Origin of the sequence: Azospirillum brasilense (assembly GCF_003349955.1) — a bacterium.
Lineage (GTDB): Bacteria > Pseudomonadota > Alphaproteobacteria > Azospirillales > Azospirillaceae > Azospirillum > Azospirillum brasilense_B.
Map to the genome: position 1 here is coordinate 64,062 of NZ_QLKQ01000010.1, position 26,083 is coordinate 90,144.

Below are 26,083 nucleotides of genomic sequence, written 5' to 3' on the forward strand. Positions count from 1 at the left end.
GAGGGCCGGTGAGGGGGTTGCGCGCGATGGTACGTCCGGCAAAAGCTCAACCCCCTCACCCTAACCCTCTCCCCAGAGGGGAGAGGGAACACATCAAGGAGACCGCCATGCTCCCCACCCCGCATGTCCCGTCTACCGCCGCCCGCCCGGACCCGGTGGCGGTCATCGCCCGCTTCGTCGCGGAGTTGGAAGACCACGCGGAGCGCGCCGCCAGCGCCGCGCGGGAGGGGCGCGCGGTGGACGCCCTGCGGGCGGCCGGCGCCATGCAAATGCTCCTGCACAGCCAGACCGGAACGCTGCGCGACGCGCTGGCCGCGGCGCAGAGCAAGCGCGTGCCGCTGGAAACCCGGCTGGCGGTGCGCAAGGCGCTGGACCGCGCGCTGGCCCCGCTCGGCCGGTCGGTGCGCGCGCTGGAGGCGCAGGCCAAGGCCCGGCAGGCCCGGCAGGCGGCCATCGGCGCCGCGCTGCGCGCCGCCGCCTCCGTCTCCGCCCCGGCGCGCTCCTACGCGGCGCTCGGCCGGATGGCGGGGGCGAAGCACTTCGCCGTCACCGCCTGACCCACCGCACAGGAGAGCCATCATGTCCCTGCGCGTCGCCGGCAGCATCGCCACCTCCGCGCTGCGCACCAACGAGGTGGGCATGGCGGTCGCCTCGGCCAACGTCGCCAACGCCGGCACGGAGGGCTACACCCGCAAGACCGCCAAGCCGACGGCGAGCGACACCGCCGTCGGCTTCACCGGGGTGGACGTCGTCGGCATCGGCAGCACGGTGGACCGCTACCTGCTGACGTCGCTGGTGTCGGCGCAGTCCGGGCTGGGCCTCAGCCGGACGGTCAGCGACTATCTGGACCGCTTCCAGGAGCGGCTGGGCGCCACCACTTCCGCATCGTCGCTCGGTTCGGTCATCGACACGCTGGGCGAAACCATGGCCACGCTGGCGACCTCCCCGGAGAGCGGCAGCGCCAAGGCGGCGGCGGTGGACGACCTGACCGCGGTGGCCGAAACCCTGCGCTCCACCGCCAAGGCGGTGCAGGACCTGCGCGGCGAGGCCGACCACGCCATCGCCGACACGGTGACCCGCATCAACGGCACGCTCGACAAGCTGAAGGACCTGAACGACCGCATCCAGACCGGCAAGGCGCTCGGCCAGGACACCGGCGACCTGGAGGACCAGCGCAACACCGCCCTGAAGAGCCTCGCCGGGGACATCGACATCCGCTACCAGACCGACGCCAACGGCATGGTCCGGGTCTCCACCGCCTCCGGCACGTCGCTGCTGGACTCCGCGGTGCACCGGCTGTCCTACACGCCCGCATCCACGGTCGGCGCCGGGACGAGCTTTGGCCCGATCACCATCGACGGCAAGGACGTCACCGCCTCCGTCGCCTCGGGCACGCTGGGCGGGCTGATCCAGGTCCGCGACAGGGACCTGCCGGCGCAGCAAGCCCGGCTGGACGAGCTGGCCCTGACGCTGAAGGACACGCTGAACGGCATCCACAACCAGGGCACCGCCTTTCCCCCGCCCAACGCGCTGACCGGCACGGCCACGGCCGCCGGAACGGACGCGCTGAACGGCAACGGCACGCTGCGCGTCGCCGTCACAGCGGCGGACGGCACGGCGGTGGAAGTTCTGGACCTCGACCTCTCCGCCTACGCCACCGTGCAGGACGCGGTGGACGCCATCGACGCCATGGATTCGCTCTCGGCCCATCTCGACGCCCAGGGGCGGCTGGTCATCCAGGCCGACGACGCCGCGAACGGCGTGGCGTTGGGCGGCGATGGCACCGTGGGGGCGGACGGCAAGGGCTTCTCCGCCCGCTTCGGGCTGAACGACCTGCTGACCGGCACCAGCGCCGCCGACCTGAAGGTGAGCGACGTGATCGCTCAGGACAGCGGGCGTCTGGCGACCGGCGCGCTCTCCACCGCCGCCACGCTGGCCGCCGGCGGATCGGCGCTGTCCGCGGGGGAGGGCTCGGTGGCGCAGGCGCTGAAGACGGCCTTCTCCGGGGCGCAGTCCTTCGACACGGCGGGCGGCCTGTCCGGTCGGATGGGCACCTTCTCCCAGTATGCGGGCGCCATCATCCAGGGGGCGGCGACCGCCGCCTCCCGCGCCGCCACCGCCTACGAGGACCAGGACTCCTACGCCAGCGGGCTGGAGTCGGCGATGGCCTCGCAGAGCGGTGTGAACGTCAACGAGGAAACCGCCGCGATCAGCAACCTGCAATCCGCCTATCAGGCCGCCGCCGCGGTCATGAAGGCGGTGCAGGAGATGTTCGACACGGCGCTGAATTTGGTCCGCTAAAGCGGATTGCAATCCGCTTTGGACCGCGACTGCGGTCCCGGTCGCGCATGCGACCGGAGCCCGCCTCTCGCGGGAACTGTGTTCCCGCTGGCGGCAGGCGGATGCCGCTGGCATCCGCCGAGAGCCGGCGCATGAGGCATATGAAAGGGAGCCGGCATGGAACGGATCGCGACCTTCAACCACCAGAACCAGCTCGTCCGCTACATGCTGGCGGCGGAGTCGCAGGTGGCCGCCGCCCAGGTGCAGGCGGCAACCCGCGAGGCGTCGGTCGATTACAAGGGCATCGCCGGCGACAGCGGGCGTCTCGTCAACCTGGAGAGCCACTACCGCCGCTCCGAGCGCTACGTCGACGAGGGGGAGGTGGTCAACGGCCGCATCCAGACCATGCACGACGCCGTGGGTGGAATGATCGACCTCGCCAACCGGGTGCGCAGCCTCGTCGCCAGCCTCCAGGGGGCCGGCAGCGGCGCCGCGGATGGCATCAAAAGCGAGGCGCAGGCCCTGATGACGGAGTTCGCCGGATTGCTGAACACCCAGCAGGAAGGCCGCTACCTGTTCGCCGGGGGTCGCACCGACCGCGCGGCGGTGTCGCTGGACGGCCTGCCGGCGGCGACCAGCCCCTCCGCCGCCGACACGACCTATTACAAGGGCGACGGCAGCGTCTCCTACTTCCAGGCCGCCGACGACCTGATCGTCCAGTACGGCGTCACCGCCGACGACCCGTCCATCGAGAAGGCGCTGCGCTCCATCAGCCTGATCGCCAACATGCCCACGAACCCGGTGGACAGCGCCCTGGTGGACGAGGCGTCCGACCTCGCCGACGCGGCGGCGGACGGGCTGACCGTGGTGCAGACCAAGCTCGGCTCCGCCTCCGCCACGCTGGAGCGGACCATCGACCGCCACCTGGAGGAGCAGCTCGTCCTCCAGACCCACGTCGAGGACATCCGCAACATCGACCTCGCGGAGGCGACGACGCGGCTGTCGCAGCTTCAGGCCAATCTGGAATCGACCTTGAGCCTGATGAAGATCCTCCAGCAGACCAAGCTCAGCGATTTCCTCTGACCGAAAAATTCCGCGCCAGCTTTCGCCGCGCCGGCCGTGAGACGCACTGAGGGCTGATGCACAGGCGGCCCCACCATCCGATCAGGCTCCGACCAGGAGGCACATCATGCCCGTCATCTCCACCAACACGGCGGCGAACTCCGCGCTGCGCTACCTGAACATCAACTCCGAGAACCAGGCGAGCTCGGTTTCCAAGATCGCCAGCGGCTCGCGCATCACCAAGGCGTCGGACGACGCGGCGGGCTTGGCCGTCGGCACCTCGCTGACCTCCGACATCACGGTGCTGAAGCAGGCGGCGACCAACGCCTCGCACGGCTCCTCGATCCTTCAGGCGGCGGACGGCGGCATGTCCCGCGTCTCCGACATCGTGCAGCGCATGCGCTCGCTGGCCACCCAGTCGCTGTCCGGCGCCGTCACCGACACCGAGCGCGGCTATCTGGACGCCGAGTTCCAGCAGCTCATCGAAGAGATCGACGGCATCACGTCGGGCACCCGCTTCAACGACGACCCGCTGCTGGACGGCAACGGCGCCTGGGCCAACGGTGTGGATTTCCGCGTGGGCACGGAAAGCACGGACAAGATCACCGTCACCATCGCCAACGTGAACGCGACCGGGCTCGCCATCAACGCGCTGGACGTCGGCACCTCCGCCACGGCGAGCGCCGCGCTGACCGCGCTTGACACGGCGGTGACCACGCTGTCGAGCGCGCGGGCCGACGTGGGCGCCCTGATCTCCCGCTTCGAGTTCCGCGGCCAGGTGCTGGACACCTCCATCGAGAACACCGAGGCGGCGCAGTCGGCGATCATGGACGTGGACGTCGCCGCCGAGCAGGCGGAGCTGGCCTCGACCAAGGTGCTGACCCAGGCGGCCATCGCCGTGCTGTCCCAGGCCAACGAGATGCCGCAGAACCTGCTGTCGCTGCTGCGGTAAGGCTGTCTACCCACTCCTTCCCTCTCCCCTCCGGGGAGAGGGTTAGGGTGAGGGGGTTGGGCTGTCGCCGAACGCACCGCCACGCACGACCCCCTCACCGGCCCTTTGGGCCACCCTCTCCCCAGAGGGGAGAGGGCTTCCCGCCCCCGGAGACCCGCATGACGACGGTGTCCTCAACCTCATCCTCGACCGCCGCATCGACCGGCAGTTCGTCGCTGATCGCCAGCGGGTCGGGCACGGGCATCGACTATTCGGCGCTGATCGAGGCGTCGGTTCAGAAGCGCCTGTCCCGCGCCGACCGCATCGACACGACGATCACCGCCAACGAGGCCAGGATCGCCGCCTACGAGGACATGCAGTCGCTGCTGCTGGCGGTGAACACGTCGCTGGACGGGCTGCGCAACCGCAGCGTCTCGACGGGCGCCGGCAGCAACCTGTTCGAGGAGCGCACCGCCTATCTGTCGGGCGGCGGTTCCACCGCGGCGGACAGCGTGCTGTCGGTGACCGCGGCGGACGGGGCGGAGACCGGCACCTACTCCATCGTGGTGGAGCAGCTCGCCACCCGCCACAAGATCGGTGCGGCGACCACCGCCAGCCAGAGCGCCGCGCTCGGCCAGTCCGGCACCTTGACGCTGGGCGTCGCGGGCGGCACCGCGGTGTCCATCGACGTGGAGGCCGGGGATTCGCTGACCGACCTCCGCGACGCCATCAACGCGCGGAAATCCACCAGCGGCGTGACCGCCAGCATCGTGAAGGTGACGGACAGCCAGTACCAGCTCATCCTCACCGCCAACGACACCGGCAAGGCGATCACCCTCGACGACGGCGGCAGCGGCGTCCTCACCGGCCTCGGCCTGACCGACGCGGACGGCGGCTACGCCAACGAGTTGGTGGCAGCCCAGAACGCCATGGTCACCGTGGACGGGGTGCGGGTGGAGCGCAGCAGCAACACCATCGCCGACGCCGTCGACGGGCTGACCTTCGACCTTTACGCCGCCCTGCCCGGCCAGACGATCGGGGTCGAGATCGGCACCGACCTGTCGTCGATCAAGAGCGCCATCACCGGCTTCGTGGACGCCTACAACGCCTTCCGCGCCTTCGCCCAGACCCATCAGACGGTCAGCAGCGGCGGCACCGCCGGCAGCGACGCCACCCTGTTCGCGGACAGCCTGCTGCGGCAGGTCACGAAGTCGGTCTACGACGCCCTGAACGCGAAGGTGACGACGGACGACGGCGGCACTCTGTCGCTGGCCAGCCTGGGCATCACCTTCGCCAGCGACAACACGCTGAAGGTGGACGAGACGGCGCTGAACGCCGCGCTGACCGGCGACATCGACGCGGTGCGCACGTTGCTGGGGCTGGAGATGACCAGCTCCTCCACCGACCTGAAGCTGCTGCGCTACGACCGCAGCCTCGGCCGAACGGACTTCACGCTGGACATCACGGTGGCCGAGGACGGAACCCTGTCCGGCGCGTCGGTGGACGGCGACGCGTCGCTGTTCCGGGTCAGCGGCAACCGCATCATCGGCAACGACGGGACCGCCTTCGCCGGGCTGGTGCTGGTCTACACCGGCCAGACCGGATCGGTGGACCTCAGCTTCTCGCAAGGGCTGGCCGACCGGCTCTACACCACACTGAACGGCATCGCGGCGACGGACAGCGGCGACATCGCCCGCATCGTCTCGCAGCTCGAAGCCGACAACACCGACATGACCCGGCGGTCCGACGACATCAAGACCAAGGCCGAGGACTATCGCACCCGCCTGACCGCCTACTACGCCCGGCTGGAGGCCAAGGCGGAGGCCGCGAACCTTCTGCTCCAGCAGTTGAAATACAAGGAAAGCAGCGACGATTGACGGCGCCGCGCGCCCGTCGACGTCCCCGCGTCCCCATCCGGAGAAGCCGCGCCATGCGCAACCCGACCCTGACCAAGGCCCTGTCCGCCTACGCTTCCGCCAACAGCGCGGCGCTGCCGCCCGTGGTCGCCGTCGTCCGCCTGTACGAGACGGCGGCGGCGCATCTGCACCAGGCGCGCGACGCCGCGCAGGACGGCCGTTTCGACGCCCATTTCCAGGCCATGGACCGCGCCATCACCATCCTCTTGGGGCTTGATTCCATTCTGAAATTGGATAAAGGTGGGGATGTCGCGGCGACGCTGCGGCGCTTCTACCGGTCCCTGGTCCGGCAGGCCGGTCTGGCCGCCGCGCGCCGGGATCCCGTGGCCGCGACCGAGGCCATCATCCGCCAGCTGTCCTTCATGACGAAGGCGTGGCAGACCATCGCCGCAGAACGCGGCGTGGTCCCCAGTTCAACCGGTGCTTCGACCAAAGGGTCGCACGCATCCGTGATCGGGAGATCCATGGATCATGCGCGCGGCGGCCTGTTTGGCTGAGGACGGCACGCGTCCGTCCGGCACCCTTCACAACTCCATGTCCGGCAGGGGCGTGAGCGGCTTGGCGGCGGAGACCGACGAGGTCCTGATGGCGCGCATCCGCGCCGGGGACCAGGCGGCCTACCGCACGCTCGTCCACCGCCACCTGAAGCGCGCCTACGCGCTCGCCCGCCGCATGTGCGGCAGCGACGCCGAGGCGGAAGACATCGCCCAGGACGCCTTCCTCCAGGTCTGGCAGCGGCGCGACCACTGGACCGACGAGGGGGCCAAGTTCACCACATGGCTCTACCGCGTGGTGCTGAACCGCTGCATCGACCACAAGCGCCGCCCGGCGGGGGAGGATCTGGACTCGGTGCCCGAGCCGCCGGACCACGCGCCCGACGCCGTCACCCACATCCAGCGCCGGCAGGTGGCCGCCCGGCTGCGCGACGCCCAGGACCGCCTGCCGCCGCAGCAGCGCGCCGCCCTCGCTCTGTATTATAACGAGGGTTTGAGCAACGCCGAGGTTGCAACCATTATGCAAATCAGCGTGACTGCTGTAGAATCGCTGCTGAAACGTGCCCGCCAGCAGCTCCGCACGCTGCTGCGCGCCAGCGCGCAAGCCGCCAGGGATTCGTTCGAAGACGGATGACGCGATGACCGAAGACCAGTTTCGCGAGCTTCTGGACCGCCACGGCGGCGATCTGGAGCGCTGGCCCCGCGCGACGCTGCGGGAGGCGCGCCGCCTCCTCGCCCAGTCCGTCGCGGCCCAGGCCATGCTGGACGAGCTGGTGGCGGTCGAACTCGCCCTGACGGAAACCGACGGCGACGCCGCGCCCCCCGCCGATCTGGCCGACCGCATCTTCGAACGGGCTTTTGGCACCAGGACGGCGTCCTCCGACGCCCTGGCGCCCGACGTCGCTCCGTTGCGCGGCACGATCCGCCCGGTTTGATTTCTTCTTCAGAAAGCGTGAATGCGCGGCGGCGGCGTCATCCGGCCGCGCCTGCTCAATGCCGCCGCAGCGAGGGGGCCTGGGGATGGGCGCGCCGGACCGGACGGGCGGGAAGACGCGGCCCCGGCGCCTCCGCACCCGCCCGGCGCGCCAGGGCGGCGGCGCGGCGAAGCTCCGCCGCGATGCGCCCCAGCGCCGCGGACAGCGGCTCGCCCGCGTGGGGATGGAAGACCCGCATGGACGGGTACCAGGGGCGCACGCCGCTGCCGAGATGGGTCCAGTCCCGCGCGCCGAAGCGCCAGACCGGGACACCGAGGGCGCCGGCCAGCTCCGCCACCGAATTGGCCGGTGCGATGACCAGATCCAGGTTGGCGGTGAGCGCCGCCGTTCCTTCGAAATCGTTCTTCAGGTCGAGCCGCTCCAACTCGTAGATGGGCACGCCGAAGCGCGCCTCCGCGCGCAGGATCTCGGCCTCGCAGTCGTCGTACTGGAGGTTCACGAAGGTCACCCCCGGCACGCCCAGCACCGGCCCCCAGTCGTCCAGCGGCAGATAGGCCCATTGCCGTTCCATGGTCATCAGCTGGCTGCGCCACGCGATGCCCACGCGCAGGTCCCCGCCGATGCCGTCCAGTTGCCGCCGCCGTTCCAGCACCCGCGCCGGGTCGGGAAACAGCCAGGAGGAGCGCGGCGGGAAGTCCGCCAGCCCCCCACGCAGATAACGCGGCAGCGAGCCGGCGGGGATGTGCAGGTCGCAGTCCACCGTCTCCACCAGCGCCCGCCCGCGCAACGGCTGCTCGGCCCGGACGGTGGCCTTGGGGAAGGAGCGGGCGAACAGCGGCAGCAGGCGCGGCTCGCACTCGATGACCACCCCGCCGGCCTGCCGGATGGCGTCGGCGTAGCAGGAGGCGAACAGGAACTCGTCCCCCACCCCCTGCTCCCGCCAGATGAACAGCCGTTTGCCAGCCAGCGGCTCACCGCGCCACTCGGGGATGGCGAAGCGCCGCTCCCGCCCCGCGCGGCCGGCGGCGAAGCGGCAGGCGTAGTTGGCCCAGCCTTCGGCGAGCGCACCGCTCTCCAGCTCCGCCAGACCGCGGTTGAAGCGGGCGAGCGGGTGGCCCGGCGACGCCGTCGCGGCCCGGTCGAACCAGCGCAGGGCATCGGCACCGCCGCGCCGCTGAACCGTCAGGCCGAGCGTGCACAGCGGGTCGGCCAGGGCCGGCGCCAGCGCCAGCGCGCGGCGGCAGGCCCGCTCCGCCTCCTCCAGCCGGCCTTCGCCGCTCAGCGTGTAGGCCAGAACGCCGTGAAGCGCCGCGTGCTGCGGCGCCAGCACCAGAGCCCGGCGCAGCAGAACCCCCGCCTCGGCGAAACGGTCCTGGTCGCGCCGCGCGCCGCCCAGATTGCCGAGCGCATCCGCCTGGCCCGGGTCGAGCGCCAAAGCCGTCCGCCACGCCGCCATGGCCCGACCGGTCGCGCCCAGGTCGCGCAGCGCGTTGCCCAGATTGTTCCAGGTCCCGGCCTGCCGGGGATCGAGCGCCAGGGCGCGGCGGAGCCGGCGCACCGCCCCCCGCGGGTGACCGGCGGCCCGTTCGAGAACCGCAAGGTTGACCAACGCCGCACCGGCGGCGGGAGATAGGGCAAGCAACGCGGCGAAGGCCTCCGCGGCCTCCTTTCGGCGTCCGGCGCTGCGGCACGCGTCGGCCAACGCCGCCCAGCCGTCCGTCCAATCGGGTTGCAGCCGGACGGCGCGCCGGAACCAGCGGATGGCCGCCTCCGCCCGCCCCAGCCGCGCCGCCGCCAACCCGAGCAGGAAGGCGCCCTCCGCCCGTGCCGGGTCGTAAAGGACCGCTTCCCAAGGCGAGCGGTGCCCGCCGCGCCGGCCTGCCGCCATGCCCATGCCCCCGATTGCCAAGAATGTTCCCGCCCTTGATACGGGACGCTCCGCCGCCTTCCTGCGCAGGGCCGGAGCAATTTTTGCAGCCTGTGGCGAAAACAATCGGTCGCTCGCGGTCGCCGCCCTACGCGCTCTTGTTCAGTGACGAGAGAAACTCGTCCTCCCACTGCCGCCCTGCCTCCAGTTCGCTGAACAGCCATTCGCGGAACAGCCGGATCTTTGGAAGGTTCGCGGTCGATTTCAACGTGACGAAGCCATGCCCCTGCGCCCGCAGGCCGCGGGTCGGAAAGGGGACGATGAGCCGGCCCGACAGCAACTCCTGCCGGGCCAGCAGCAGGCTGTCCAAGCACACCCCCATACCGTTCGCCGCGGCGTTGATCGCCATGAAGGAACGGTCGAAGCGCAGGCCGCGCTCCATGTCCAGCTCGACGCCGCGATGCCGGTTCGCCCAGTCGCGCCAGCCGACGAGGTTGATTTCCGAATGGATCAGGATGTGTCGGCTGATGTCCGACGGCTTGCGGATCGGGTTCAGCCCGTTCGCCAACGCCGGGGAGCACATCGGCACGATGACGTCGTCGGGAAACAGCTCCAGCACGCAGCCGGCCGGCGGCGGACCGGGGTTGTAGCGGATGTCCACATCCACCGCCCCCGTCGTCAGGTCGATGGGTGAGACCGACGCGCGCAGGCGGATGTCGATGGCGGGGTGGATCTCCTTCACCCGCCCCAGCCGCGGCATCAGCCATTGCGCGGCGAAGCTGGGCATCGAGCGCACGGTCAGGATCGCGGTGCCGCTGCCCGTCGTCGTGACGTTGCGGGTCGCCGTGTCGATGCGGGCGAAGGCGGCGATGATCTCCGCGGCGTAGGCCCGCCCGTCGTCGGTCAGCGCGACCGACCGGTGAACACGATGGAACAGCCGGAGGCCGAGCTGTTCCTCCAGAATCTTCACCTGATGGCTGATCGCCGAGGGCGTCAGGCCGAGATCCTGCGCCGCCGTTGCGAAGGAACCGAGCCGCGCCGCCGCCTCAAAGGCTTGCAAAGCCTTGATGGAAATCCGTTTCCGCATCGCACCATAATCATGAATTCATTTCAGCATTCGACAATCTTATTCGTTTGTCGAATTCATCTCAAGACCATAGGATTGTTGCAACGATCGGGGTGCCGAACCATCCGCCCTCCGTACCGAAAAATCATCAAAACCGAGCGAAAACGACGCTCCGCCGCGGCATCCCCAGGGCCGCCACGCCCACGGCCGCCATGGCGGAGCCAGCTTCGAACAAAGGGAGCGAGCATGTTGCTGTCCAACAAGGTGTGCGTGATCACCGGAGCGGCGTCCCAGCGCGGCATCGGCCGGGCCACGGCGCGGCTGTTCGCGCTGCACGGCGGGCGGGCGATCATCCTGGACCTCGACGGCGGTCAGGCCGCCGAAGCCGCCGCCGAGCTGGGCGAGGCGCACCGCGGCATCGCCTGCGACGTGACCGACAAGGCCGCCTGCGTCAACGCCGCCGCCCGCGTGGTCGAGGAGTTCGGCCGCATCGACGTGCTGGTCAACAACGCCGGCATCACCCAGCCGCTGAAGTTCATGGACATCGAGCCGAAGAACTACGAGGCGGTGACCGACGTCAGCCTGCGCGGCACGCTCTACATGAGCCAGGCGGTCGTCCCGCACATGCGCGCCCGGAAGTCCGGCTCCATCGTCTGCATCTCCTCGGTGTCGGCGCAGCGCGGCGGCGGCATCTTCGGCGGCCCGCACTACAGCGCCGCCAAGGCCGGCGTGCTCGGCCTCGCCAAGGCGATGGCGCGCGAGCTGGGTCCGGACAACGTCCGCGTCAACTCCGTCACCCCCGGCCTGATCCAGACCGACATCACCGGCGGCAAGCTGACGCCCGAGCTGCGGGCGGACATCCTCAAGGGCATCCCGCTGAACCGCCTGGGCGACGCCGAGGACGTGGCGCGCTCCTGCCTCTTCCTGGCGTCGGAGCTGTCGTCCTACGTCACGGGCGCCACGCTCGACGTCAACGGCGGCATGCTCATCCACTGATCCCGAAACGCTGGAGACGACTCCCGTGGACACCACCCAACTGGGCCACAACGTTCCCCTGACCGAACGCGCCTACCGCATCCGCCGCAACGCCGTGCTGATGGGCGAGGTGCAGGGCCAGGGCTACATCGGGCAGGCCCTGGACATCGCCGACGTGCTGGCCGTGTCCTACTTCCACGCCCTGCGCTACCGGCCGGAGGACCCGCACTGGGAAGGCCGCGACCGCTTCCTGCTGTCCAACGGCCACTACGCCATCGCGCTCTACGCCGCCCTGATCGAGGCCGGCATCGTCCCGGCCGAGGAGCTGGAGACCTACGGCAGCGACGACAGCCGCCTGCCGATGTCGGGCATGGCCGCCTACACGCCGGGCATGGAGATGTCGGGCGGTTCGCTCGGCCTCGGCCTCAGCATCGCGGTCGGCATCGCGCTGGGCCTGAAGCGCAAGGCGTCGGACAACCGCGTCTACACGCTCTTCTCCGACGGCGAGCTGGACGAGGGCTCGGTCTGGGAGGCCATCATGTCGGCGGCCCATCACAAGCTCGACAACCTGATCGGCATCGTCGACGTCAACAACCAGCAGGCCGACGGCCCCTCCACCCAGGTGATGGCCTTCGAGCCGCTGGTCGACAAGCTGGAGGCCTTCGGCTGGTTCGTCCAGCGGGTGGACGGCAACGACATGGACGCCGTGGTCGCCGCCTTCGACGCCGCCCGCGACCATCCGGAGCCCAAGCCCCGCATGATCGTCTGCGACACCAGGATGGGCAAGGGCGTGCCCTTCCTCGAAGCCCGCGAAAAGAATCATTTCATCCGCGTGGACGCGCACGAGTGGAAGCTCGCCCTCGACGCGCTGGACGCCGGGAGGACCGCATGAGCACCACCACCACCCCGGCCGCCGCCAAGCCGCGCCTGAAGACCTCCGCCATGATCGCCTCGATCGCGGGCGAAGGGCAGCGCACCAAGCCCGCCCCCTTCGGCCACGCCCTGGTCGAGCTGGCCAAGGCCCGGCCGGAGATCGTCGGCCTCACCGCCGATCTGGCGAAATACACCGACCTGCACATCTTCGCCCAGGCCAACCCGGACCGCTTCTACCAGATGGGCATGGCCGAGCAGCTGCTGATGGGCGCCGCCTCCGGTCTGGCCCACGAGGGCTTCATGCCCTTCGTCACCACCTACGCGGTCTTCGCCTCGCGCCGGGCCTACGACTTCGTGCACCAGACGATCGCGGAGGAGAACCGCAACGTCAAGATCGCCTGCGCCCTGCCGGGCCTGACCTCGGGCTACGGCCCCAGCCATCAGGCGGCGGAGGATCTGGCCCTGATGCGCGCCATGCCGAACATGGTGGTGATCGACCCCTGCGACGCCCTCGAGATCGAGCAGGCGGTGCCCGCCATGGCCGCTCACCAGGGGCCGGTCTACATGCGCCTGCTGCGCGGCAACGTCCCGCTGGTGCTCGACGAGTACGACTATAAATTCGAACTCGGCAAGGCGAAGCTTCTGCGCGACGGCGCCGACGTGCTGGTCATCTCCTCCGGCATCATGACGATGCGGGCGCTGGAGGTGGCGAAGGCCCTGGAGGCCGACAAGGTCGACGTCGCCGTGCTGCACGTCCCGACCATCAAGCCGCTCGACACCGAGACCATCCTGGCCGAGGCCGGGCGCAGCGGCCGCATGGTCGTCGTCGCCGAGAACCACACGGTCATCGGCGGTCTGGGCGAGGCGGTGGCCGGCACGCTGCTGCGCGCCGGGGTCGTTCCCAGCGCCTTCCGCCAGATCGGCCTGCCCGACGAATTCCTGAAGGCCGGCGCCCTGCCGACGCTGCACGACCTCTACGGCATTTCCACCGACGCCATGGTAACCAGCATCAAGGGGTGGCTGTAAGCCGCCCCTCACCCCCCGTCGCTCACCCCATCCCGGCTGTCGCAGAAGCGAGGACACCGAAGAACCGCGCCGCGCCCGTTCCCGATACGCTGAACGACAAAAGACCACAGGAGAGGAAACAATGGACAAGAAGCCGCCCCAAACCCCCGCTCACTCGACCCTGGGCCTTCTTCGCCCGAGCCGCCGCGCCGTTCTGGCCGCCGCCGCCGCCGTGCCGCTGGTGACCATCCTGAAGCGCCCGGCCAACGCCGCCGAGTTCCAGTTCAAGTACGCCACCGGCCAGGACCCGACCCACCCGGTCAACATCCGCGCGCAGGAGGCCATCGACCGCATCCGCGAGGCGACCTCCGGCCGGCTCGACATCAAGCTGTTCCCGGCCAACCAGCTCGGCAGCGACACCGACCTGCTGGGGCAGGTGCGCAACGGCGGCGTGGAGATCTTCAACCTCTCCTCGCTGATCCTCGCCACCTTCGTCCCGCTGTCCGGCATCACCAGCATGGGCTTCGCCTTCAAGGACTACGACGCGGTCTGGCAGGCGATGGACGGCGAGCTGGGCAAGCATGTCCGGGCGGAGATCGCCAAGACCCCGATCATGACGCTCTGCAAGATCTGGGACAACGGCTTCCGCCACGTCACCTCCTCCACCCGCGTCATCAAGACGCCGGAGGACATCAAGGGCTTCAAGATGCGGGTGCCGCCGGCGCCGGCCCTGACCTCGCTGTTCAAGGCGATCGACGCCGCCCCGGCGCCGATCAACTTCAACGAACTCTACTCGGCCCTGCAAACCACCGTGGTGGAGGGGCAGGAGAACCCGCTGGCGATCATCGCCACCGCCCGCCTGTACGAGGTGCAGAAGTCCTGCAGCCTGACCGGCCATGTCTGGGACGGCTATTGGGTGCTCGGCAACAAGCGCGCCTTCGCGCGCCTGCCCGCCGACATCCAGGCCATCGTCAGCCGCGAACTGGACCGTTCGGCGGACGACCAGCGGGCCGACATCGCCGCACTCACCGAATCGCTGCAGAAGGACCTGTCCGCCAAGGGGCTGACCTTCCACACCATCGACCGCGAACCGTTCCGCAAGGTGCTCGCCGGGACGAACTTCTACGCGGAGTGGAAGGAGAAGTACGGGGCCACCGCCTGGGACCTGCTTGAGAAGGTGACCGGCAAGCTGGGCTGACGCGGTCCGCCGACGCGGCCGGCCCTCCGGTTCCCGAAGGAGCTGCAGGGCCGGCCGCCTCCCCATCACCGATCGTCCATGCGAAGGGCTGGTTACCATGAACACTCCCGTCAACACGGCGGACGCCGCCGTTCACGGCGCCGGGCGGCCATCGGGCGCCGGCACCGGCTGGCTCGACCGGCTGGACCGCGGCATCGGGCTGCTGGTCGAGACGCCGGCGGCTCTGCTGGTGCTCGCCGAGGTCGGCGTCCTGCTGGTCGGCGTCATCTGGCGCTACCTCCTGCACAGCCCGATCATCTGGTCGGACGAGCTGGCCTCCATCCTGTTCCTCTGGCTCGCCATGTTCGGCTCCGTCGTGGCGCTGCGCCGGGGCGAGCATATGCGGATGACCGCGATCGTCGGCATGCTCCAGCCCCGCACCCAGGCGTTCCTCGACGTGGTGGCGATCACCGCGGCGCTGGCATTCCTTCTGCTGATGGCCGAGCCGGCCTATGAATTCGCGGTGGAGGAGGTGTGGGTCACCACCCCGGCGCTGGACATTCCCAACTCCTGGCGGGCGAGCGCGCTGCCGGTGGGCTTCGTCCTGATGATCGCGGTGGCGCTGCTCCGGCTGGCGCGGCTGGGCCGCCCGTCCGACGTGCTGCGGGCGGTGGTGGCGGTGACGGCGGTGGTCGGCGTCATGGCGCTGGCGGCGCCGCTGTTCGCCGGGCTCGGCAACTACAACCTGCTGCTCTTCTTCGTGGTGGGCGTCGGCGCGATGGTGTTCCTCGGCCTGCCCATCGCCTTCGCCTTCGGTCTGGCGACCTTCGGCTATCTGGCGCTCGCCACCTCGACCCCGGCCATCGTCATGGTGGGCCGCATGGACGAGGGGATGAGCCATCTGATCCTGCTGTCGGTGCCGCTGTTCGTCTTCCTCGGCCAGCTGATCGAGATGACCGGCATGGCCCGCGCCATGGTCGGCTTCCTGGCCAGCCTGCTCGGCCATGTCCGCGGCGGCCTGTCCTACGTGCTGATCGGCGCCATGTACCTCGTCTCGGGCATTTCCGGGTCGAAGGCGGCGGACATGGCGGCGGTCGCCCCGGTGCTGTTCCCCGAGATGAAGGCGCGCGGCGCCAAGCCCGGCGACCTCGTCGCCCTGCTGTCGGCCACCGGCGCCCAGACCGAGACCATCCCGCCGTCGCTGGTCCTCATCACCATCGGCTCGGTCACCGGCGTGTCCATCGCCGCCCTGTTCACCGGCGGCCTGCTGCCGGCCGTCGTGCTGGGTGCCGCGCTGGCGGCGCTGGTCTGGTGGCGCTACCGCCACGAGGATCTGTCCCACGTCCGCCGCGCCAGCAAGGCGGAGATCGGCAGGGCCTTCCTGATCGCGCTGCCGGCCATCGCGCTGCCCTTCATCATCCGCGCCGCGGTGATCGAGGGTGTGGCGACCGCGACCGAGGTCTCGACCATCGGCATCGTCTACGCGGTGGTCGCCGGCCTGCTGATCTACCGCCAGTTCGATTGGCGCCGCATCTACCCGATGCTGGTCGAGACGGCGTCGCTGTCCGGAGCGATCCTGCTGATCATCGGCGCCGCCACCGGCATGGCCTGGGCGCTGACCCAGTCCGGCTTCTCCAGCTCGCTGGCCGAGGCGATGCGGGCCCTGCCGGGCGGGGTGCCGGTCTTCATCGTGGTGTCGATCATCGCCTTCATCATCCTGGGCAGCGTGCTGGAGGGCATCCCCGCCATCGTGCTGTTCGGACCGCTGCTGTTCCCCATCGCCCGCCAGCTCGGCGTGCATGAGGTGCATTACGCGATGATCGTGATCCTGGCCATGGGCATCGGCCTGTTCGCCCCGCCCTTCGGTGTCGGCTACTACGCGGCCTGCGCCATCAGCCGGATCAACCCCGACGAAGGCATGAAGCCGATCATCGGTTATCTGGTGGCGCTGACCATCGGTCTGATCGTCGTCGCGGCGGTGCCCTGGATCTCCATCGGCTTCCTCTGATCCGCCTTCCGGCCCGGTCCCCTGCGTTTCCGATGGGTGGACCGGGCCTTCCTCTCCTTCTTCCGTTCAGGAAAGTGATACGGCCATGATGACGGTGGGCTTTATCGGCCTCGGTTCCATGGGCATGCCCATGGCGCGCAATCTGCTGGCGCAAGGCTTCCGGGTCCAGGGCTTCGACGTGCGGCGCGAGAGCGTCGCGGCCATGGAGGCCCACGGCGGACGGGGGGCGGACAGCGCCGCCGCCGCCGCCGAAGGGGCCGACGCGCTGGTCCTGATGGTGGTCAACGCCGCCCAGGCCGAGTCCGTCCTGTTCGCCCAGGGCGCGCTGGACCGCCTGCCGGAGGGCGCCACCGTGATCCTGATGGCGACCTGCCCGCCGGACGCCGTCGCCGCGCTCGCCGCGCGGGTCGAGGCGGCGGGGCGGCGCTTCGTGGACGCCCCGGTGTCGGGCGGGACGGTCGGGGCGGTGGCCGGAACGCTCTCCATCATGGCGGCGGCCCCGGCGGCGGTGGTGGAGCGGGTGCGCCCGGTCCTGGCGGCGATGGGCGACAAGGTCTTCCACGTCGGCGAGGCGCCGGGGCAAGGCGCCACGGTGAAGACCGTCAACCAGCTGCTGTGCGGCGTCCACATCGCCGTGGTGGCGGAGGCCTTCTCGCTGGCCGCCAAGGCCGGCGTCGATCTGGCGGTCCTGCTGGAGATCATGAGCGGCTCGTCCGCGTCGAGCTGGATGCTGAAGGACCGCGGCCCGCGCATGCTGGAGGCCGAACCGGGCATCACCAGCGCGGTGGACATCTTCGTCAAGGACCTCGGCATCGTCCTGGAGGCCGGGCGCGGCGCCAAGGCCGCCCTGCCGCTGGCCGCCGTCGCCCACCAGATGTTCCTCTCGGCCTCAGGGCGTGGCGAGGGCACCATGGACGACAGCCAGGTGATCCGCAGCTATCACCTTCTGAACGGCGTCACGCCGGGGTGAGACGGCCCCATCGCCGGCGGCCGCAACGCTGGTCCAGGCGGGACGGGGGTGCGGTCATCGCCTCCCCTACCGCTCCCACCGGCGGACGATGGCTTCGATGGTGCCGTCCCGCGTGAGCTTCTCGTAGGCCGCCCGCAACCGCTCGGCCTTTTCCGCCCGCAGTTTGGGGACGGATATGTAGCGCGGCACCATGGCCAGCGGCTTGGGCAGGATCTTCACCGAACCCGTCCGGCCCTCGCTGTCGGCCAGATAGCGGAGCACCTGGAGATCGCCGGCGATGGCATCGACACGGCCGAGAAGCAGGCGGCGGAAGGACACGACGTTGCTGCTGCTGCGGACCCGCTCGAACAGGGGGGATTTGTCGAACTCGGGGGTGTACTCGAACCCGTCGACGACGCCGATCCGCAGACCCTGCAAATCGTCGATGCGCGCGTAGGTGATCTCCGAATTGCTGCGGACCATGAGCACGGTCGCCCCGACACGGTAGGGTCCGACCAGGTGCCCGCGCTCCAGACGGCGCGGCGACGTGAAGAACTGAAAGGCGACGTCCACCTCGTTCTCGTCGTGGGCGCGCACCACCTCCGGCCAGGCCATGGGGCGGTGAACCGGGTAGACGCCGATGTCCTTCAGCATGGCATCGACGATCTCCGTGTCCATTCCCGTCCGCTTGCCGCGCTCGGTGAAATTGTACGGCGGGAAATAGTCCTCGGACGCGACCGTCCAGTTCTCCGCGCGCGCCGGGGCCACGGCCATAAGCGGGGCCAGAACCAAGGCGGCGGCGAGCAACCGCGCCACCCCCGCCAAACACGCGCGCACCCTCGTCCTCATCAACCCTCTCCGCTCGCATCCCGACATCGCCTGTCGCCGGGCACCGCGTACAGGGCAATCCGGTCGCCCTCAATGGGAAAAGAGCGGGCGGGTGTGATATCGCACCGGAGACGGCGCAGCGGTCCGGCCCCGCCCCGCGATGGAGGGGGCCGGTCCCGCTCACCACGCCGGTCAGGCGGCGGCGCGCAACCGCATCGCCCCGACCAGATCCTCGATGGTCACCACCGGCATGCCCTGGCGCTCGGCGAAGGCGACCAGCTCGGGCAGGCGGGCCATGGTGCCGTCGGGGTTCATCACCTCGCACAGCACCCCCGCCGGACGGCGGCCGGCCAGGGTGGTCAGCTCGATGGTCGCCTCGGTGTGGCCGCGCCGCGCCGCCAAGCCCCCGGCGTGCGCGCGGATCGGGAAGACATGGCCCGGCCGGGCGAGGTCCTCCGGCCGGCAGCCGTCGGCGATGGCGGTGCGGATGGTAGTCACCCGGTCCGCCGCCGACACGCCCGTCGTCACGCCCTCCCGCGCCTCGATGGAGACGGTGAAGGCGGTGCCGAAGCGCGCCGTGTTGCTGCCGACCATGGGCGGCAGGTCGAGGCGGCGCGCGTCGGCGTCGGTCAGGATCAGGCAGACGATCCCCGACCCTTCGCGGATCAGCAGGGCCATCTGTTCGGCGGTGATGGTTTCGGCGGCGTAGATCACGTCGCCTTCGTTCTCGCGGTCCTCGTCGTCCACGACGACCACCCCGCCGCCCTGGCGGATGGCCTCCACGGCGCGCATCACCCGCTCCTCGGCGGTGCCGAAGCGGTCGAGAAGGCCGGTGGAGGAAGCGGTGGAGGCGGGGGTGCTGGCAAAGGTCTGATTCACGGTTCTCACTCCGGTTGGGGCGAGCCTGAATCAGGGCGCAAAGAGACATCCGGCGGCGCGCGGGATGCCCCGCGCGGACCGCCGTCGCAGGCCAGCGCACGCGGACCGCGCCCAACGCCATGCGTTGCGGGCGGACCACGGTCGATGACCGGCTCGTCCTCTTCCATCCGGACTGTCACCGTCGGCTCCGGCCTTGAACCGGATCTGCTGACCTCCCGGCCTGACGGCCGGGAGCGCTCGCGGGCTCCCCCTCTTGCGAGGGGCTACCGCCGGTCGGGATTTTCACCCTGCCCTGAGAACAAGCGTCTGTTGCGCCGCCCCCGGCCCGCTGGGGGACGTTGGGGGACGGCGTGACCAGCGTCCCCCAGCGGGCCGGGCAAAGTCAAGACCGCTTCGCCCCGCCCACCGGCCCCTCGGTCCGGCGCAGCAGGTAGTCCAGCCCGCCCAGCCGGTACCAGCGGTAGCCGTAGGGCTCCAGCACCAGCCGGTGCCGCCCGTCCTCCTCGGGATCGTTGTGGTCCTCGGCCAGCAGATTGACCAGCCGCGGCGATTCCCCCGTGCCGTCGACCGCCAGCACGACCTCGTGGGGACGGTCGTCGAGGTTGTGCACGACCAGCACCGAGTTGTTGCGCCAGTCGTAGCGGATCGCCAGCACCGCGTTCGATCCGGTGGGCAGCAGCTGGAAGTCGCCCCAGCCGATTTCCGGGCACTCCTTGCGCATGCGGATGATGCGCTCGGTCCAGTTCAGCAAGCTCGACGGCTCGCGGCGCTGGTGGGCGGCGTTGATCCGCTCGTAACCGTAGGCGCCGCCGCTGATGACCGGGTGCACGGGGTCGTTCGCCTTGGTGAAGCCGCCCTGCGGTTCGTCCGACCACTGCATGGGGGTGCGGGCGCACTCGCGCTCCGGCAGGGACAGGTCGTCGCCCATGCCGATCTCGTCGCCGTAACGCAGCACCGGCGTGCCGGGCAGTGTGAACAGCAGGCTGTAGGCCAGCTCCAGCCAGCGCTGGTCACCGCGCAGCATCGGGGCCAGCCGCCGCCGGATGCCGCGGTCGTAGAGCTGCATGTCCTTGTCCGGCCCGAAGGCGTCGAAGACGCGCTTGCGCTGCGCCTCGGTCAGGCGCCCGAGGTCAAGCTCGTCGTGGTTGCGCAGGAACAGGCCCCATTGGTTGGTGCCGGGCCGCGGCACCCGCGTGACATCCAGCGCCTTGGCCAGCGGCCGCGTGTCCGCCGTCGCCAGGGCGTAGAACAGGGTCTGGTTGACCTGGAAATTGAAGACCATCTGCATGCGGTCGCCGTCGTCGCCGAAATACTCCTGGTCGACGGACGGCAGCACGTTGGCCTCGGCCAGCAGCACGGCGTCGCCGCACCGCCACTGCACGAACTCCCGGAAGGTGCGCAGCATGTCGAACTGCTGCTTGGGTTTCTTGACCTCCGGCCCCTTGGCCGCGATGACGAAGGGCACGGCGTCCATGCGGAAGCCCGACACGCCCAGCTCGATCCAGAAGCCCATCACCTTCAGCAGCTCGGCCTGCACCTCCGGGTTGGCGGTGTTCAGGTCGGGCTGGAATTCGTAGAAGCGGTGGAAGTAGTAGGCGCGGGCCTCCTTGTCCCAGCTCCAGGTCGTCTTCTGCACGCCGGGAAAGACGACGCCCTGGTCGGCGTCGGCCGGCTTCCTGTCCGACCAGACGTACCAGTCCCGGTAGGGGGAGTCCGGGTCCTGGCGCGCCGCCTGGAACCAGGGATGCTGATCCGACGTGTGGTTGACCACGAGGTCGATGATGACGCGGAGGCCGCGCTGCTTGCAGGCGTGGCTGAACTCCACGAAGTCGCCCAGCGTGCCGTAGCGCGGATCGACGTTGTAGTAGTCGGCCACGTCGTAACCGTGGTCGCGCATCGGCGACGGCTGGAACGGCCCCAGCCAGAGGCAGGTCACGCCCAGCCCCTGCAGATAGTCCAGCCGGCGCTGCAACCCTTGGAAATCGCCGATCCCGTCGCCGTTGGCGTCCATGAAGCTGCCGAGCGACAGGTTGTAGATGACCGCGTTCTTGTACCAGAGATCCTTGATCATGGCCCGCCCCCGCACCGGACGCGGCGCCCGCCGCCGCTCGTCCTAGGCCCTAACAGGGCCGACCGGCCGAGGTCCCGCCACTCCGCCGAGCCAACCGTAAGGGGGTGTCCTACGCCCTTAGGAAAAAGGTTAATGTATAGTTAAAGTCACAAGAAAGCCTTCAATCCTGCCCGCATGATGTCCCCCAAGACGCACAGAACCAGGGGAATCGTGCCATGAAGCGTGCCATGCGCCACCACGCCGCCCGGAACGGGGCCGCCCGGAACGGGGCCGCCCAGAGCCCCGCCACCCAGACCACCACGACGCAGGCCGTCAGCTACAGCTACGGGAACAACGCCGGCGCCCTGGCGGCGGCTCCCGCGGCGCCGGTTCCCACCAGCTTCGCCCCGGTGACCATCAACTACGCGGAGACGCGGGCGGATGGCGGGTTCGGCTGGGACGTGAAGTACGACCTCGCCTTCGACGGCACGGCTTTCGTCGTGCAGACCCGCATCCATCTGACCGGCGACGACGCCGGCGCGCTGAAGCAGGTCTGGGAGCAGGGGATCGAGGGAATCTGGAGCGACAAGTACAGCCTGTCGGACGGCGCCAACAGCTACGCCATCCGCTTCGACGTGCAGTTCGTGGCGGCCGGGAACCAGCATTACAACGTGAACGTCAGCAACAGCTACGGGCGCTGCGACATGCTGAACTGGTGCACCCAGACCGATTGGGGACCCGATTACCAGGACGAGCTGGCGGCCCACGAGTTCGGGCACATGATCGGCGCCTTCGACGAGTATGCGGGCGGCGCCACCTACGGCAACTTCGCCGCCACCGGCACCATCATGTCGGACCTGACCCCGACGCTGCGTCCCAACTACATGAACTCCATCGACTATTACGCCGAGCAGTTCACCGGCAAGACCTTCCAGATCGTGGAGATTCCGAAGAACCTGACGCTGACCGGCAACACATGGGCCGACAGCCTCTATGGCGGGGCGGGCAACGACACGCTGTTCGGGCTGAGCGGCAACGACCAGCTGTTCGGCGGCGCCGGAAACGACCTGCTGTGGGGCGACGCCGGAAACGACACGCTGCGCGGGCAGGCCGGCAACGACGCGCTGCACGGCGGCGCCGGCAACGATCTGCTGATGGGGGACGAGGGGAACGACACGCTGTGGGGCGATGCCGGCAACGACACGCTGTGGGGCGGCGCCGGGGCGGACCTGTTCGTCTTCACGCGCGGCGGCGGCCAGGACCGCATCGCCGACTTCAGCCGCGCGCAGAACGACCGCATCCAGATCGCCTCCAACATGACCTACCGGCTGGGATCGGACGGCAGCGGCAGCGCCCTGCTCGACTTCGGCGGCGGCGACCGGCTGACCCTGGCCGGCATCGCTCCGAACCAGGTCACCGCGGCCTTCTTCACCTACGGCTGAGTCCCCCCGTAGCGCAGGAACTGGACGCGGGTGTCGCCATAGCGGCGCTCGTCCAGCTCCGCGAAGCCGGGCGGCAGGGGCAGCGGGTCGCGCCCGGCGACCTCGACCACCAGGACGGCGCCGGGGGCCAGCCAGCCGGCCTTCGCCAGCCCGGCCAGCGCCCGCGGCGCCAGATCCTGGCCGTAGGGCGGGTCGAGGAAGGCCAGCGTGCAGGGGCGGCCCGGCGGAGGCGGCGGGCGGGTGGCGTCGGCGCGCAGAACCGCGGCGTTCGCCCCCTCCCCCAGCGCCGCGACGTTGGCCCGCACGGCGTCCAGGGCGGCGCGGCCCATGTCGAGGAAGCTGGCGTGGGCGGCCCCGCGGGACAGCGCCTCCAGCCCCAGGGCGCCGGTTCCGCAGAAGGCATCCACGATCACGGCGTCCTCCAGCAGGTCGGCGCCGTCCGGCCCCCAGTCGGCATGGGACAGGATGTTGAACAGGGATTCGCGGGTGCGGTCGGTGGTCGGCCGCGTGTCGCTCCCCGCCGGGGCGGCCAGCCGCCGCCCGCGGTGCTTACCGCCGACGATCCGCACGGGTCCGCTCCGGCCCCCGGCCACCCGAGGCGCCACCGCCCGAAGCACCGCCGCCCGAGGCGCCGCCAGCGCCACCGGCGCCGCGCGGCTTCGGCCCCGGCTTCCCGCCGCCTGGGCCGCCGCCGGGCTTGCCGCCCTTCAGCGTCAGCGTGCCGGGCTTGCCCGCCGGCTTGCCGTCCGTCCTGGCGGAGGCCGGTTTGCCGGAAGCGGGCTTGCCGGACGCGAAGCCGCCCGAGGCCGGCTTGGCCGGGCCGCGCCGGTCAGACGCGGCCTTCGGCTCCGCCTTGGCCCAGCCGGCTTTGGCGTCGCGCGGCTTGGACGCCTTCGCCGGAGCGGCGGAACGGCCCTTGGCGCCTTCGGTGCCGGCGCTCTCGCTCTTGGCGGCGGTCTTGGCGGAAGAGGTCTTGGCGGAAGAGGTCTTGGCGGAAGAAGTCTTGCCCTTGGCCTTGCCCTCCTCCGCCGGATCGGCGCCGGTGAAGAAGCGGGACACCTGCTCGCGCACGACGCGCTTCGGCACCTCCTCGACGGCGCTCTCCTCCAGCTTGCCGAGCTGGAAGGGGCCGTAGGCGACGCGGATCAGCCGGTTCACCTGAAGGTCGAGCGCCTCCATCACCTTGCGGATCTCGCGGTTCTTGCCTTCCTTCAGGCTGACGGTCAGCCAGGCGTTGCGGCCCTGGATGCGGTCGAGAACGGCTTCGATGGGACCGTACTTCACCCCCTCGATGGTCGGTCCCTTCGCCAGCTCGGCCAGCTTCACCTCGTTCACCTCGCCGAAGACGCGCACGCGGTAACGGCGGGTCCAGCCGGTGGCGGGAAGCTCCAGGAAGCGGGCCAGCTCGCCGTCGTTGGTCAGCAGAAGCAGCCCTTCGGTCGTCAGGTCGAGCCGACCGACCGAGATGACGCGCGGCATGTCCGGCGGCAGCCGTTCGAAGACGGTGGTGCGCCCCTTCTCGTCGCGGGCGGTGGTGACCAGCCCGGACGGCTTGTAATAGCGCCACAGCCGCGCCGGCTCCGGCTCGGGGATGACCTTGCCATCCACCTGGACGACATCGCCGGACCGCACGACGCAGGCCGGGCTGTCCAGGGTCGTGCCGTTGACGGCGACGCGGCCGTCGGTGATCCAGCGCTCGGCGTCGCGGCGCGAGCACAGGCCCGCGCGCGCCAGCCGCTTGGCGATGCGCTCGCCGGCATCGGGCTCGCCCGCGTCCGCATCGGCGGCGCCGGGCGTGGCTTTGGAATGTTCGTAATCGGGGGTGTCCATGGGCACGGACCATAGGGCTTGCAAGCCCCGCCCGCAACCCACGGCACGGGGTCCCCGCCGTTATTCTTCGAGGCGGAAGCCGACCTTCATCACCACCTGGAAATGGGCGACCTTGCCACCGCTGACGTGGCCGCGGATTTCGCCTACCTCGAACCAGTCCACGTTCTTCAGCGTCCTGGACGCCCGCTCGATGCCGTTGCGGATGGCGTCGTCGATGGTGGTCTCGGCGGTGCCGACGATTTCCACCTTCTTGTAGACATGGTTGCTCATGACCGTCCTCCCTGTTTCGTCCGATGCTTAACAACGCCGGAGGGCGTTCCGCGGCTTGACGAAAACAGGGACCGCCGGGCAGGGTGCCCCGCATGAGCCGCCCCCCCTCCCCCATGGACATCGCCTTCGCCGAGGCCGAAGCCGCCGCATCCCGCGGGGAGGTGCCGGTGGGTGCCGTTGTGGTCGATCCGGCGACCGGCGCCGTTCTGGCCCGCGCCGGCAACCGGACCGAGGAGTTGAACGACCCCACCGCCCACGCCGAGGTTCTGGCGATCCGCGCCGCCTGCGCGGCCTTGGGTGAGCCGCGCCTGCCGGGGCTGGACCTGTATGTGACCTTGGAGCCCTGCGCGCTGTGCGCGGCGGCAATCAGCTTCGCCCGGCTGCGGCGGGTCTATTTCGGCGCCTACGACCCCAAGGGCGGCGGGGTGGAGCACGGTCCCCGCTTCTACCACCAGCCGACCTGCCACCACGCCCCGGACGTCTACGGCGGCATCGACGAGACGCGGGCGGGGGAGATGCTGAAGGCGTTTTTCAGGGGGCGGCGTTAGGGTCTTTCACACTCTCGTTCAAGATGGCTGCGATCCGGCGATCCACATCGGGAAGCCGGTGCACGACCACGTCCCATACGATGGCCAGATCGACGCCCAGGTAATTGTGGATCAGCACGTCGCGAAGCGCCGCCATGTTCTTCCATGGAAGGTCGGAATGTTGCGACCGCAGCTCCGGCGAAAGCTTCTTCGTCGCTTCACCGATAATCTCCAGGTTGCGGATAACACCGTCCTGAAGGAGCGTACGGGTGAAAAAGTCATCGCGCCCGGTGGTCGTATACTCCATCACACGGCGGATGGCCTCGTGGATGTGTTCAAGATAAGCACGGTCTGCGGTCACAGGGATCGCGCCGACTGAAGAATTCCGTCGCGCATGTAAGGCGACAAGCCACGCTCCGTCACCACATCAACGGCAGCGCCTGTTCGTTCCTCCAAAGCGTGCTTCAATTCGATCAGGTCGAACAAATCCCGCCCTGGCTCCAACTCTACGAGAAGGTCCAGGTCGCTGTCGGGCCGCGCCCTCCCCGTGGCACGGGAGCCGAAGACGCGCAGGTTGCTGGCCCCAAAGCGGGAAGCCAGAGCCTTGATATCCTCAGCTGACACGCCAGCCGGCAGTTGAAGCGACGTTGCCATGCCCCCACTATAGCGCCGAAGCGGGGCGGCGTTAAAGACGCCCGTCGCCAACGGCCCATCTCATG

25 protein-coding genes, 1 pseudogene and 1 riboswitch are annotated in these 26,083 nt (G+C 70.0%); of the genes and pseudogenes, 16 read left to right on the forward strand and 10 right to left on the reverse strand.

Annotated elements, in window-relative coordinates; translation table 11 throughout:
* The first annotated feature begins 107 nt into the window (after positions 1–107).
* From DXK32_RS06775 to DXK32_RS06810, 8 genes are all read left to right on the forward strand, one after another.
* Positions 108–557: a hypothetical protein gene (locus DXK32_RS06775; RefSeq protein WP_114857811.1), complete on the forward strand. Its 450-nt coding sequence runs from the start codon at positions 108–110 to the stop codon at positions 555–557.
* A 22-nt stretch (positions 558–579) separates the two neighbouring features.
* Positions 580–2,301: a flagellar hook-associated protein FlgK gene (gene flgK, locus DXK32_RS06780; protein WP_114857812.1), complete on the forward strand. Its 1,722-nt coding sequence runs from the start codon at positions 580–582 to the stop codon at positions 2,299–2,301.
* A 156-nt stretch (positions 2,302–2,457) separates the two neighbouring features.
* Positions 2,458–3,363: a flagellin gene (locus tag DXK32_RS06785; RefSeq protein WP_114857813.1), complete on the forward strand. Its 906-nt coding sequence runs from the start codon at positions 2,458–2,460 to the stop codon at positions 3,361–3,363.
* Between the two features lie 106 nt (positions 3,364–3,469).
* Entirely contained in the window at positions 3,470–4,294 is an 825-nt protein-coding gene (locus tag DXK32_RS06790; RefSeq protein ID WP_114857814.1) for a flagellin, read from the forward strand.
* 158 nt (positions 4,295–4,452) lie between these two features.
* Positions 4,453–6,150, forward strand: coding sequence for a flagellar filament capping protein FliD (gene fliD / locus DXK32_RS06795; RefSeq protein WP_114857815.1), 1,698 nt, complete (start codon positions 4,453–4,455; stop codon positions 6,148–6,150).
* Positions 6,151–6,203: 53 nt separating this feature from the next.
* Positions 6,204–6,686 carry a flagellar export chaperone FliS gene (gene fliS, locus DXK32_RS06800; RefSeq protein WP_114857816.1) on the forward strand — a complete coding sequence of 161 codons (483 nt, stop codon included), beginning with the start codon at positions 6,204–6,206 and terminating at the stop codon, positions 6,684–6,686.
* Positions 6,661–7,317, forward strand: a complete 657-nt coding sequence (locus tag DXK32_RS06805; RefSeq protein WP_114857817.1) for an RNA polymerase sigma factor — start codon at positions 6,661–6,663, stop codon at positions 7,315–7,317. The genes fliS and DXK32_RS06805 overlap by 26 nt, the downstream gene beginning before the upstream one ends.
* A gap of 4 nt (positions 7,318–7,321) precedes the next feature.
* Complete coding sequence (locus DXK32_RS06810) at positions 7,322–7,618, forward strand: hypothetical protein (protein ID WP_114857818.1); 297 nt, start codon at positions 7,322–7,324, stop codon at positions 7,616–7,618.
* 55 nt (positions 7,619–7,673) lie between these two features.
* On the opposite strand, the gene DXK32_RS06815 is transcribed toward DXK32_RS06810, so the two are convergent.
* Positions 7,674–9,506 carry a tetratricopeptide repeat protein gene (locus DXK32_RS06815; protein ID WP_247877013.1) on the reverse strand — a complete coding sequence of 611 codons (1,833 nt, stop codon included), beginning with the start codon at positions 9,504–9,506 and terminating at the stop codon, positions 7,674–7,676.
* Positions 9,507–9,633: 127 nt separating this feature from the next.
* Entirely contained in the window at positions 9,634–10,572 is a 939-nt protein-coding gene (locus DXK32_RS06820; RefSeq protein ID WP_114857819.1) for a LysR substrate-binding domain-containing protein, read from the reverse strand.
* A gap of 225 nt (positions 10,573–10,797) precedes the next feature.
* Between DXK32_RS06820 and DXK32_RS06825 the strand changes: the two genes are divergently transcribed.
* The 6 genes and pseudogenes from DXK32_RS06825 to DXK32_RS06850 all read left to right on the forward strand — a co-directional run.
* A complete protein-coding gene (locus DXK32_RS06825) occupies positions 10,798–11,547 on the forward strand; it encodes an SDR family NAD(P)-dependent oxidoreductase (protein WP_114857820.1) in 750 nt (249 codons plus the stop codon).
* Between the two features lie 25 nt (positions 11,548–11,572).
* The gene (locus DXK32_RS06830; protein WP_114857821.1) at positions 11,573–12,418 is read left to right on the forward strand and encodes a transketolase; all 846 of its coding nucleotides are present in this window, start codon (positions 11,573–11,575) and stop codon (positions 12,416–12,418) included.
* Entirely contained in the window at positions 12,415–13,425 is a 1,011-nt protein-coding gene (locus DXK32_RS06835; RefSeq protein ID WP_114857822.1) for a transketolase family protein, read from the forward strand. The genes DXK32_RS06830 and DXK32_RS06835 overlap by 4 nt, the downstream gene beginning before the upstream one ends.
* Before the next feature lie 121 nt (positions 13,426–13,546).
* Positions 13,547–14,602: a TRAP transporter substrate-binding protein gene (locus DXK32_RS06840; protein ID WP_114857823.1), complete on the forward strand. Its 1,056-nt coding sequence runs from the start codon at positions 13,547–13,549 to the stop codon at positions 14,600–14,602.
* A gap of 97 nt (positions 14,603–14,699) precedes the next feature.
* Positions 14,700–16,589, forward strand: a complete 1,890-nt coding sequence (locus tag DXK32_RS06845) for a TRAP transporter large permease subunit (RefSeq protein ID WP_014198864.1) — start codon at positions 14,700–14,702, stop codon at positions 16,587–16,589.
* A gap of 49 nt (positions 16,590–16,638) precedes the next feature.
* Positions 16,639–17,559 (forward strand): annotated as a pseudogene (locus DXK32_RS06850) (NAD(P)-dependent oxidoreductase); the annotation flags it as partial.
* A 66-nt stretch (positions 17,560–17,625) separates the two neighbouring features.
* Here DXK32_RS06850 and DXK32_RS06855 read toward each other — a convergent pair.
* The 3 genes from DXK32_RS06855 to DXK32_RS06865 all read right to left on the reverse strand — a co-directional run bounded on the left by DXK32_RS06855 (position 17,626) and on the right by DXK32_RS06865 (position 21,316).
* Positions 17,626–18,387, reverse strand: coding sequence for a substrate-binding periplasmic protein (locus tag DXK32_RS06855; RefSeq protein ID WP_114857824.1), 762 nt, complete (start codon positions 18,385–18,387; stop codon positions 17,626–17,628).
* A 171-nt stretch (positions 18,388–18,558) separates the two neighbouring features.
* Complete coding sequence (gene ribB / locus DXK32_RS06860; protein WP_247877016.1) at positions 18,559–19,158, reverse strand: 3,4-dihydroxy-2-butanone-4-phosphate synthase; 600 nt, start codon at positions 19,156–19,158, stop codon at positions 18,559–18,561.
* Positions 19,159–19,396: 238 nt separating this feature from the next.
* Positions 19,397–19,549, reverse strand: a riboswitch (FMN riboswitch).
* 78 nt (positions 19,550–19,627) lie between these two features.
* Positions 19,628–21,316 (reverse strand): alpha-amylase family protein, encoded by a 1,689-nt coding sequence (locus DXK32_RS06865; RefSeq protein WP_114857826.1) that lies wholly within the window; start codon positions 21,314–21,316, stop codon positions 19,628–19,630.
* A 215-nt stretch (positions 21,317–21,531) separates the two neighbouring features.
* Between DXK32_RS06865 and DXK32_RS32575 the strand changes: the two genes are divergently transcribed.
* Positions 21,532–22,737, forward strand: coding sequence for a calcium-binding protein (locus tag DXK32_RS32575; RefSeq protein WP_114857827.1), 1,206 nt, complete (start codon positions 21,532–21,534; stop codon positions 22,735–22,737).
* Here the strand turns inward: DXK32_RS32575 and rsmD are convergent.
* Genes rsmD through DXK32_RS06885 form a run of 3 tightly spaced genes read right to left on the reverse strand, consistent with a single transcriptional unit; the run spans position 22,728 to position 24,837 of the window.
* A complete protein-coding gene (gene rsmD, locus DXK32_RS06875; RefSeq protein WP_114857828.1) occupies positions 22,728–23,306 on the reverse strand; it encodes a 16S rRNA (guanine(966)-N(2))-methyltransferase RsmD in 579 nt (192 codons plus the stop codon). The genes DXK32_RS32575 and rsmD overlap by 10 nt on opposite strands.
* Positions 23,287–24,567: a pseudouridine synthase gene (locus DXK32_RS33615; RefSeq protein ID WP_114857829.1), complete on the reverse strand. Its 1,281-nt coding sequence runs from the start codon at positions 24,565–24,567 to the stop codon at positions 23,287–23,289. The genes rsmD and DXK32_RS33615 overlap by 20 nt, the downstream gene beginning before the upstream one ends.
* A 60-nt stretch (positions 24,568–24,627) precedes the next feature.
* Positions 24,628–24,837, reverse strand: coding sequence for a dodecin (locus DXK32_RS06885; RefSeq protein ID WP_114857830.1), 210 nt, complete (start codon positions 24,835–24,837; stop codon positions 24,628–24,630).
* 113 nt (positions 24,838–24,950) lie between these two features.
* Here DXK32_RS06885 and DXK32_RS06890 point away from each other — a divergent pair, with 113 nt between their 5' ends.
* Complete coding sequence (locus DXK32_RS06890) at positions 24,951–25,385, forward strand: nucleoside deaminase (RefSeq protein WP_205215660.1); 435 nt, start codon at positions 24,951–24,953, stop codon at positions 25,383–25,385.
* On the opposite strand, the gene DXK32_RS06895 is transcribed toward DXK32_RS06890, so the two are convergent.
* Together DXK32_RS06895 and DXK32_RS06900 are read right to left on the reverse strand one after the other, a co-directional pair.
* On the reverse strand, positions 25,369–25,725 hold the full coding sequence (locus tag DXK32_RS06895; RefSeq protein WP_114857832.1) for a HepT-like ribonuclease domain-containing protein: 357 nt from the start codon (positions 25,723–25,725) through the stop codon (positions 25,369–25,371). The genes DXK32_RS06890 and DXK32_RS06895 overlap by 17 nt on opposite strands.
* On the reverse strand, positions 25,722–26,069 hold the full coding sequence (locus tag DXK32_RS06900; RefSeq protein WP_247877014.1) for a nucleotidyltransferase family protein: 348 nt from the start codon (positions 26,067–26,069) through the stop codon (positions 25,722–25,724). The genes DXK32_RS06895 and DXK32_RS06900 overlap by 4 nt, the downstream gene beginning before the upstream one ends.
* Positions 26,070–26,083 lie beyond the last annotated feature (14 nt).

What these genes read in the sequence shown, in the direction of transcription:
- DXK32_RS06775 (WP_114857811.1), top strand. Translation starts at nt 108, where the DNA reads ATGCTCCCCACCCCGCATGTCCCGTCTACCGCCGCCCGCCCGGACCCG.
- flgK (WP_114857812.1), top strand. Translation starts at nt 580, where the DNA reads ATGTCCCTGCGCGTCGCCGGCAGCATCGCCACCTCCGCGCTGCGCACC.
- DXK32_RS06785 (WP_114857813.1), top strand. Translation starts at nt 2,458, where the DNA reads ATGGAACGGATCGCGACCTTCAACCACCAGAACCAGCTCGTCCGCTAC.
- DXK32_RS06790 (WP_114857814.1), top strand. Translation starts at nt 3,470, where the DNA reads ATGCCCGTCATCTCCACCAACACGGCGGCGAACTCCGCGCTGCGCTAC.
- fliD (WP_114857815.1), top strand. Translation starts at nt 4,453, where the DNA reads ATGACGACGGTGTCCTCAACCTCATCCTCGACCGCCGCATCGACCGGC.
- fliS (WP_114857816.1), top strand. Translation starts at nt 6,204, where the DNA reads ATGCGCAACCCGACCCTGACCAAGGCCCTGTCCGCCTACGCTTCCGCC.
- DXK32_RS06805 (WP_114857817.1), top strand. Translation starts at nt 6,661, where the DNA reads ATGCGCGCGGCGGCCTGTTTGGCTGAGGACGGCACGCGTCCGTCCGGC.
- DXK32_RS06810 (WP_114857818.1), top strand. Translation starts at nt 7,322, where the DNA reads ATGACCGAAGACCAGTTTCGCGAGCTTCTGGACCGCCACGGCGGCGAT.
- DXK32_RS06815 (WP_247877013.1), bottom strand. Translation starts at nt 9,506, where the DNA reads ATGGCGGCAGGCCGGCGCGGCGGGCACCGCTCGCCTTGGGAAGCGGTC.
- DXK32_RS06820 (WP_114857819.1), bottom strand. Translation starts at nt 10,572, where the DNA reads ATGCGGAAACGGATTTCCATCAAGGCTTTGCAAGCCTTTGAGGCGGCG.
- DXK32_RS06825 (WP_114857820.1), top strand. Translation starts at nt 10,798, where the DNA reads ATGTTGCTGTCCAACAAGGTGTGCGTGATCACCGGAGCGGCGTCCCAG.
- DXK32_RS06835 (WP_114857822.1), top strand. Translation starts at nt 12,415, where the DNA reads ATGAGCACCACCACCACCCCGGCCGCCGCCAAGCCGCGCCTGAAGACC.
- DXK32_RS06840 (WP_114857823.1), top strand. Translation starts at nt 13,547, where the DNA reads ATGGACAAGAAGCCGCCCCAAACCCCCGCTCACTCGACCCTGGGCCTT.
- DXK32_RS06845 (WP_014198864.1), top strand. Translation starts at nt 14,700, where the DNA reads ATGAACACTCCCGTCAACACGGCGGACGCCGCCGTTCACGGCGCCGGG.
- DXK32_RS06855 (WP_114857824.1), bottom strand. Translation starts at nt 18,387, where the DNA reads ATGAGGACGAGGGTGCGCGCGTGTTTGGCGGGGGTGGCGCGGTTGCTC.
- ribB (WP_247877016.1), bottom strand. Translation starts at nt 19,158, where the DNA reads ATGCGCGCCGTGGAGGCCATCCGCCAGGGCGGCGGGGTGGTCGTCGTG.
- DXK32_RS06865 (WP_114857826.1), bottom strand. Translation starts at nt 21,316, where the DNA reads ATGATCAAGGATCTCTGGTACAAGAACGCGGTCATCTACAACCTGTCG.
- DXK32_RS32575 (WP_114857827.1), top strand. Translation starts at nt 21,532, where the DNA reads ATGAAGCGTGCCATGCGCCACCACGCCGCCCGGAACGGGGCCGCCCGG.
- DXK32_RS33615 (WP_114857829.1), bottom strand. Translation starts at nt 24,567, where the DNA reads ATGGACACCCCCGATTACGAACATTCCAAAGCCACGCCCGGCGCCGCC.
- DXK32_RS06885 (WP_114857830.1), bottom strand. Translation starts at nt 24,837, where the DNA reads ATGAGCAACCATGTCTACAAGAAGGTGGAAATCGTCGGCACCGCCGAG.
- DXK32_RS06890 (WP_205215660.1), top strand. Translation starts at nt 24,951, where the DNA reads ATGGACATCGCCTTCGCCGAGGCCGAAGCCGCCGCATCCCGCGGGGAG.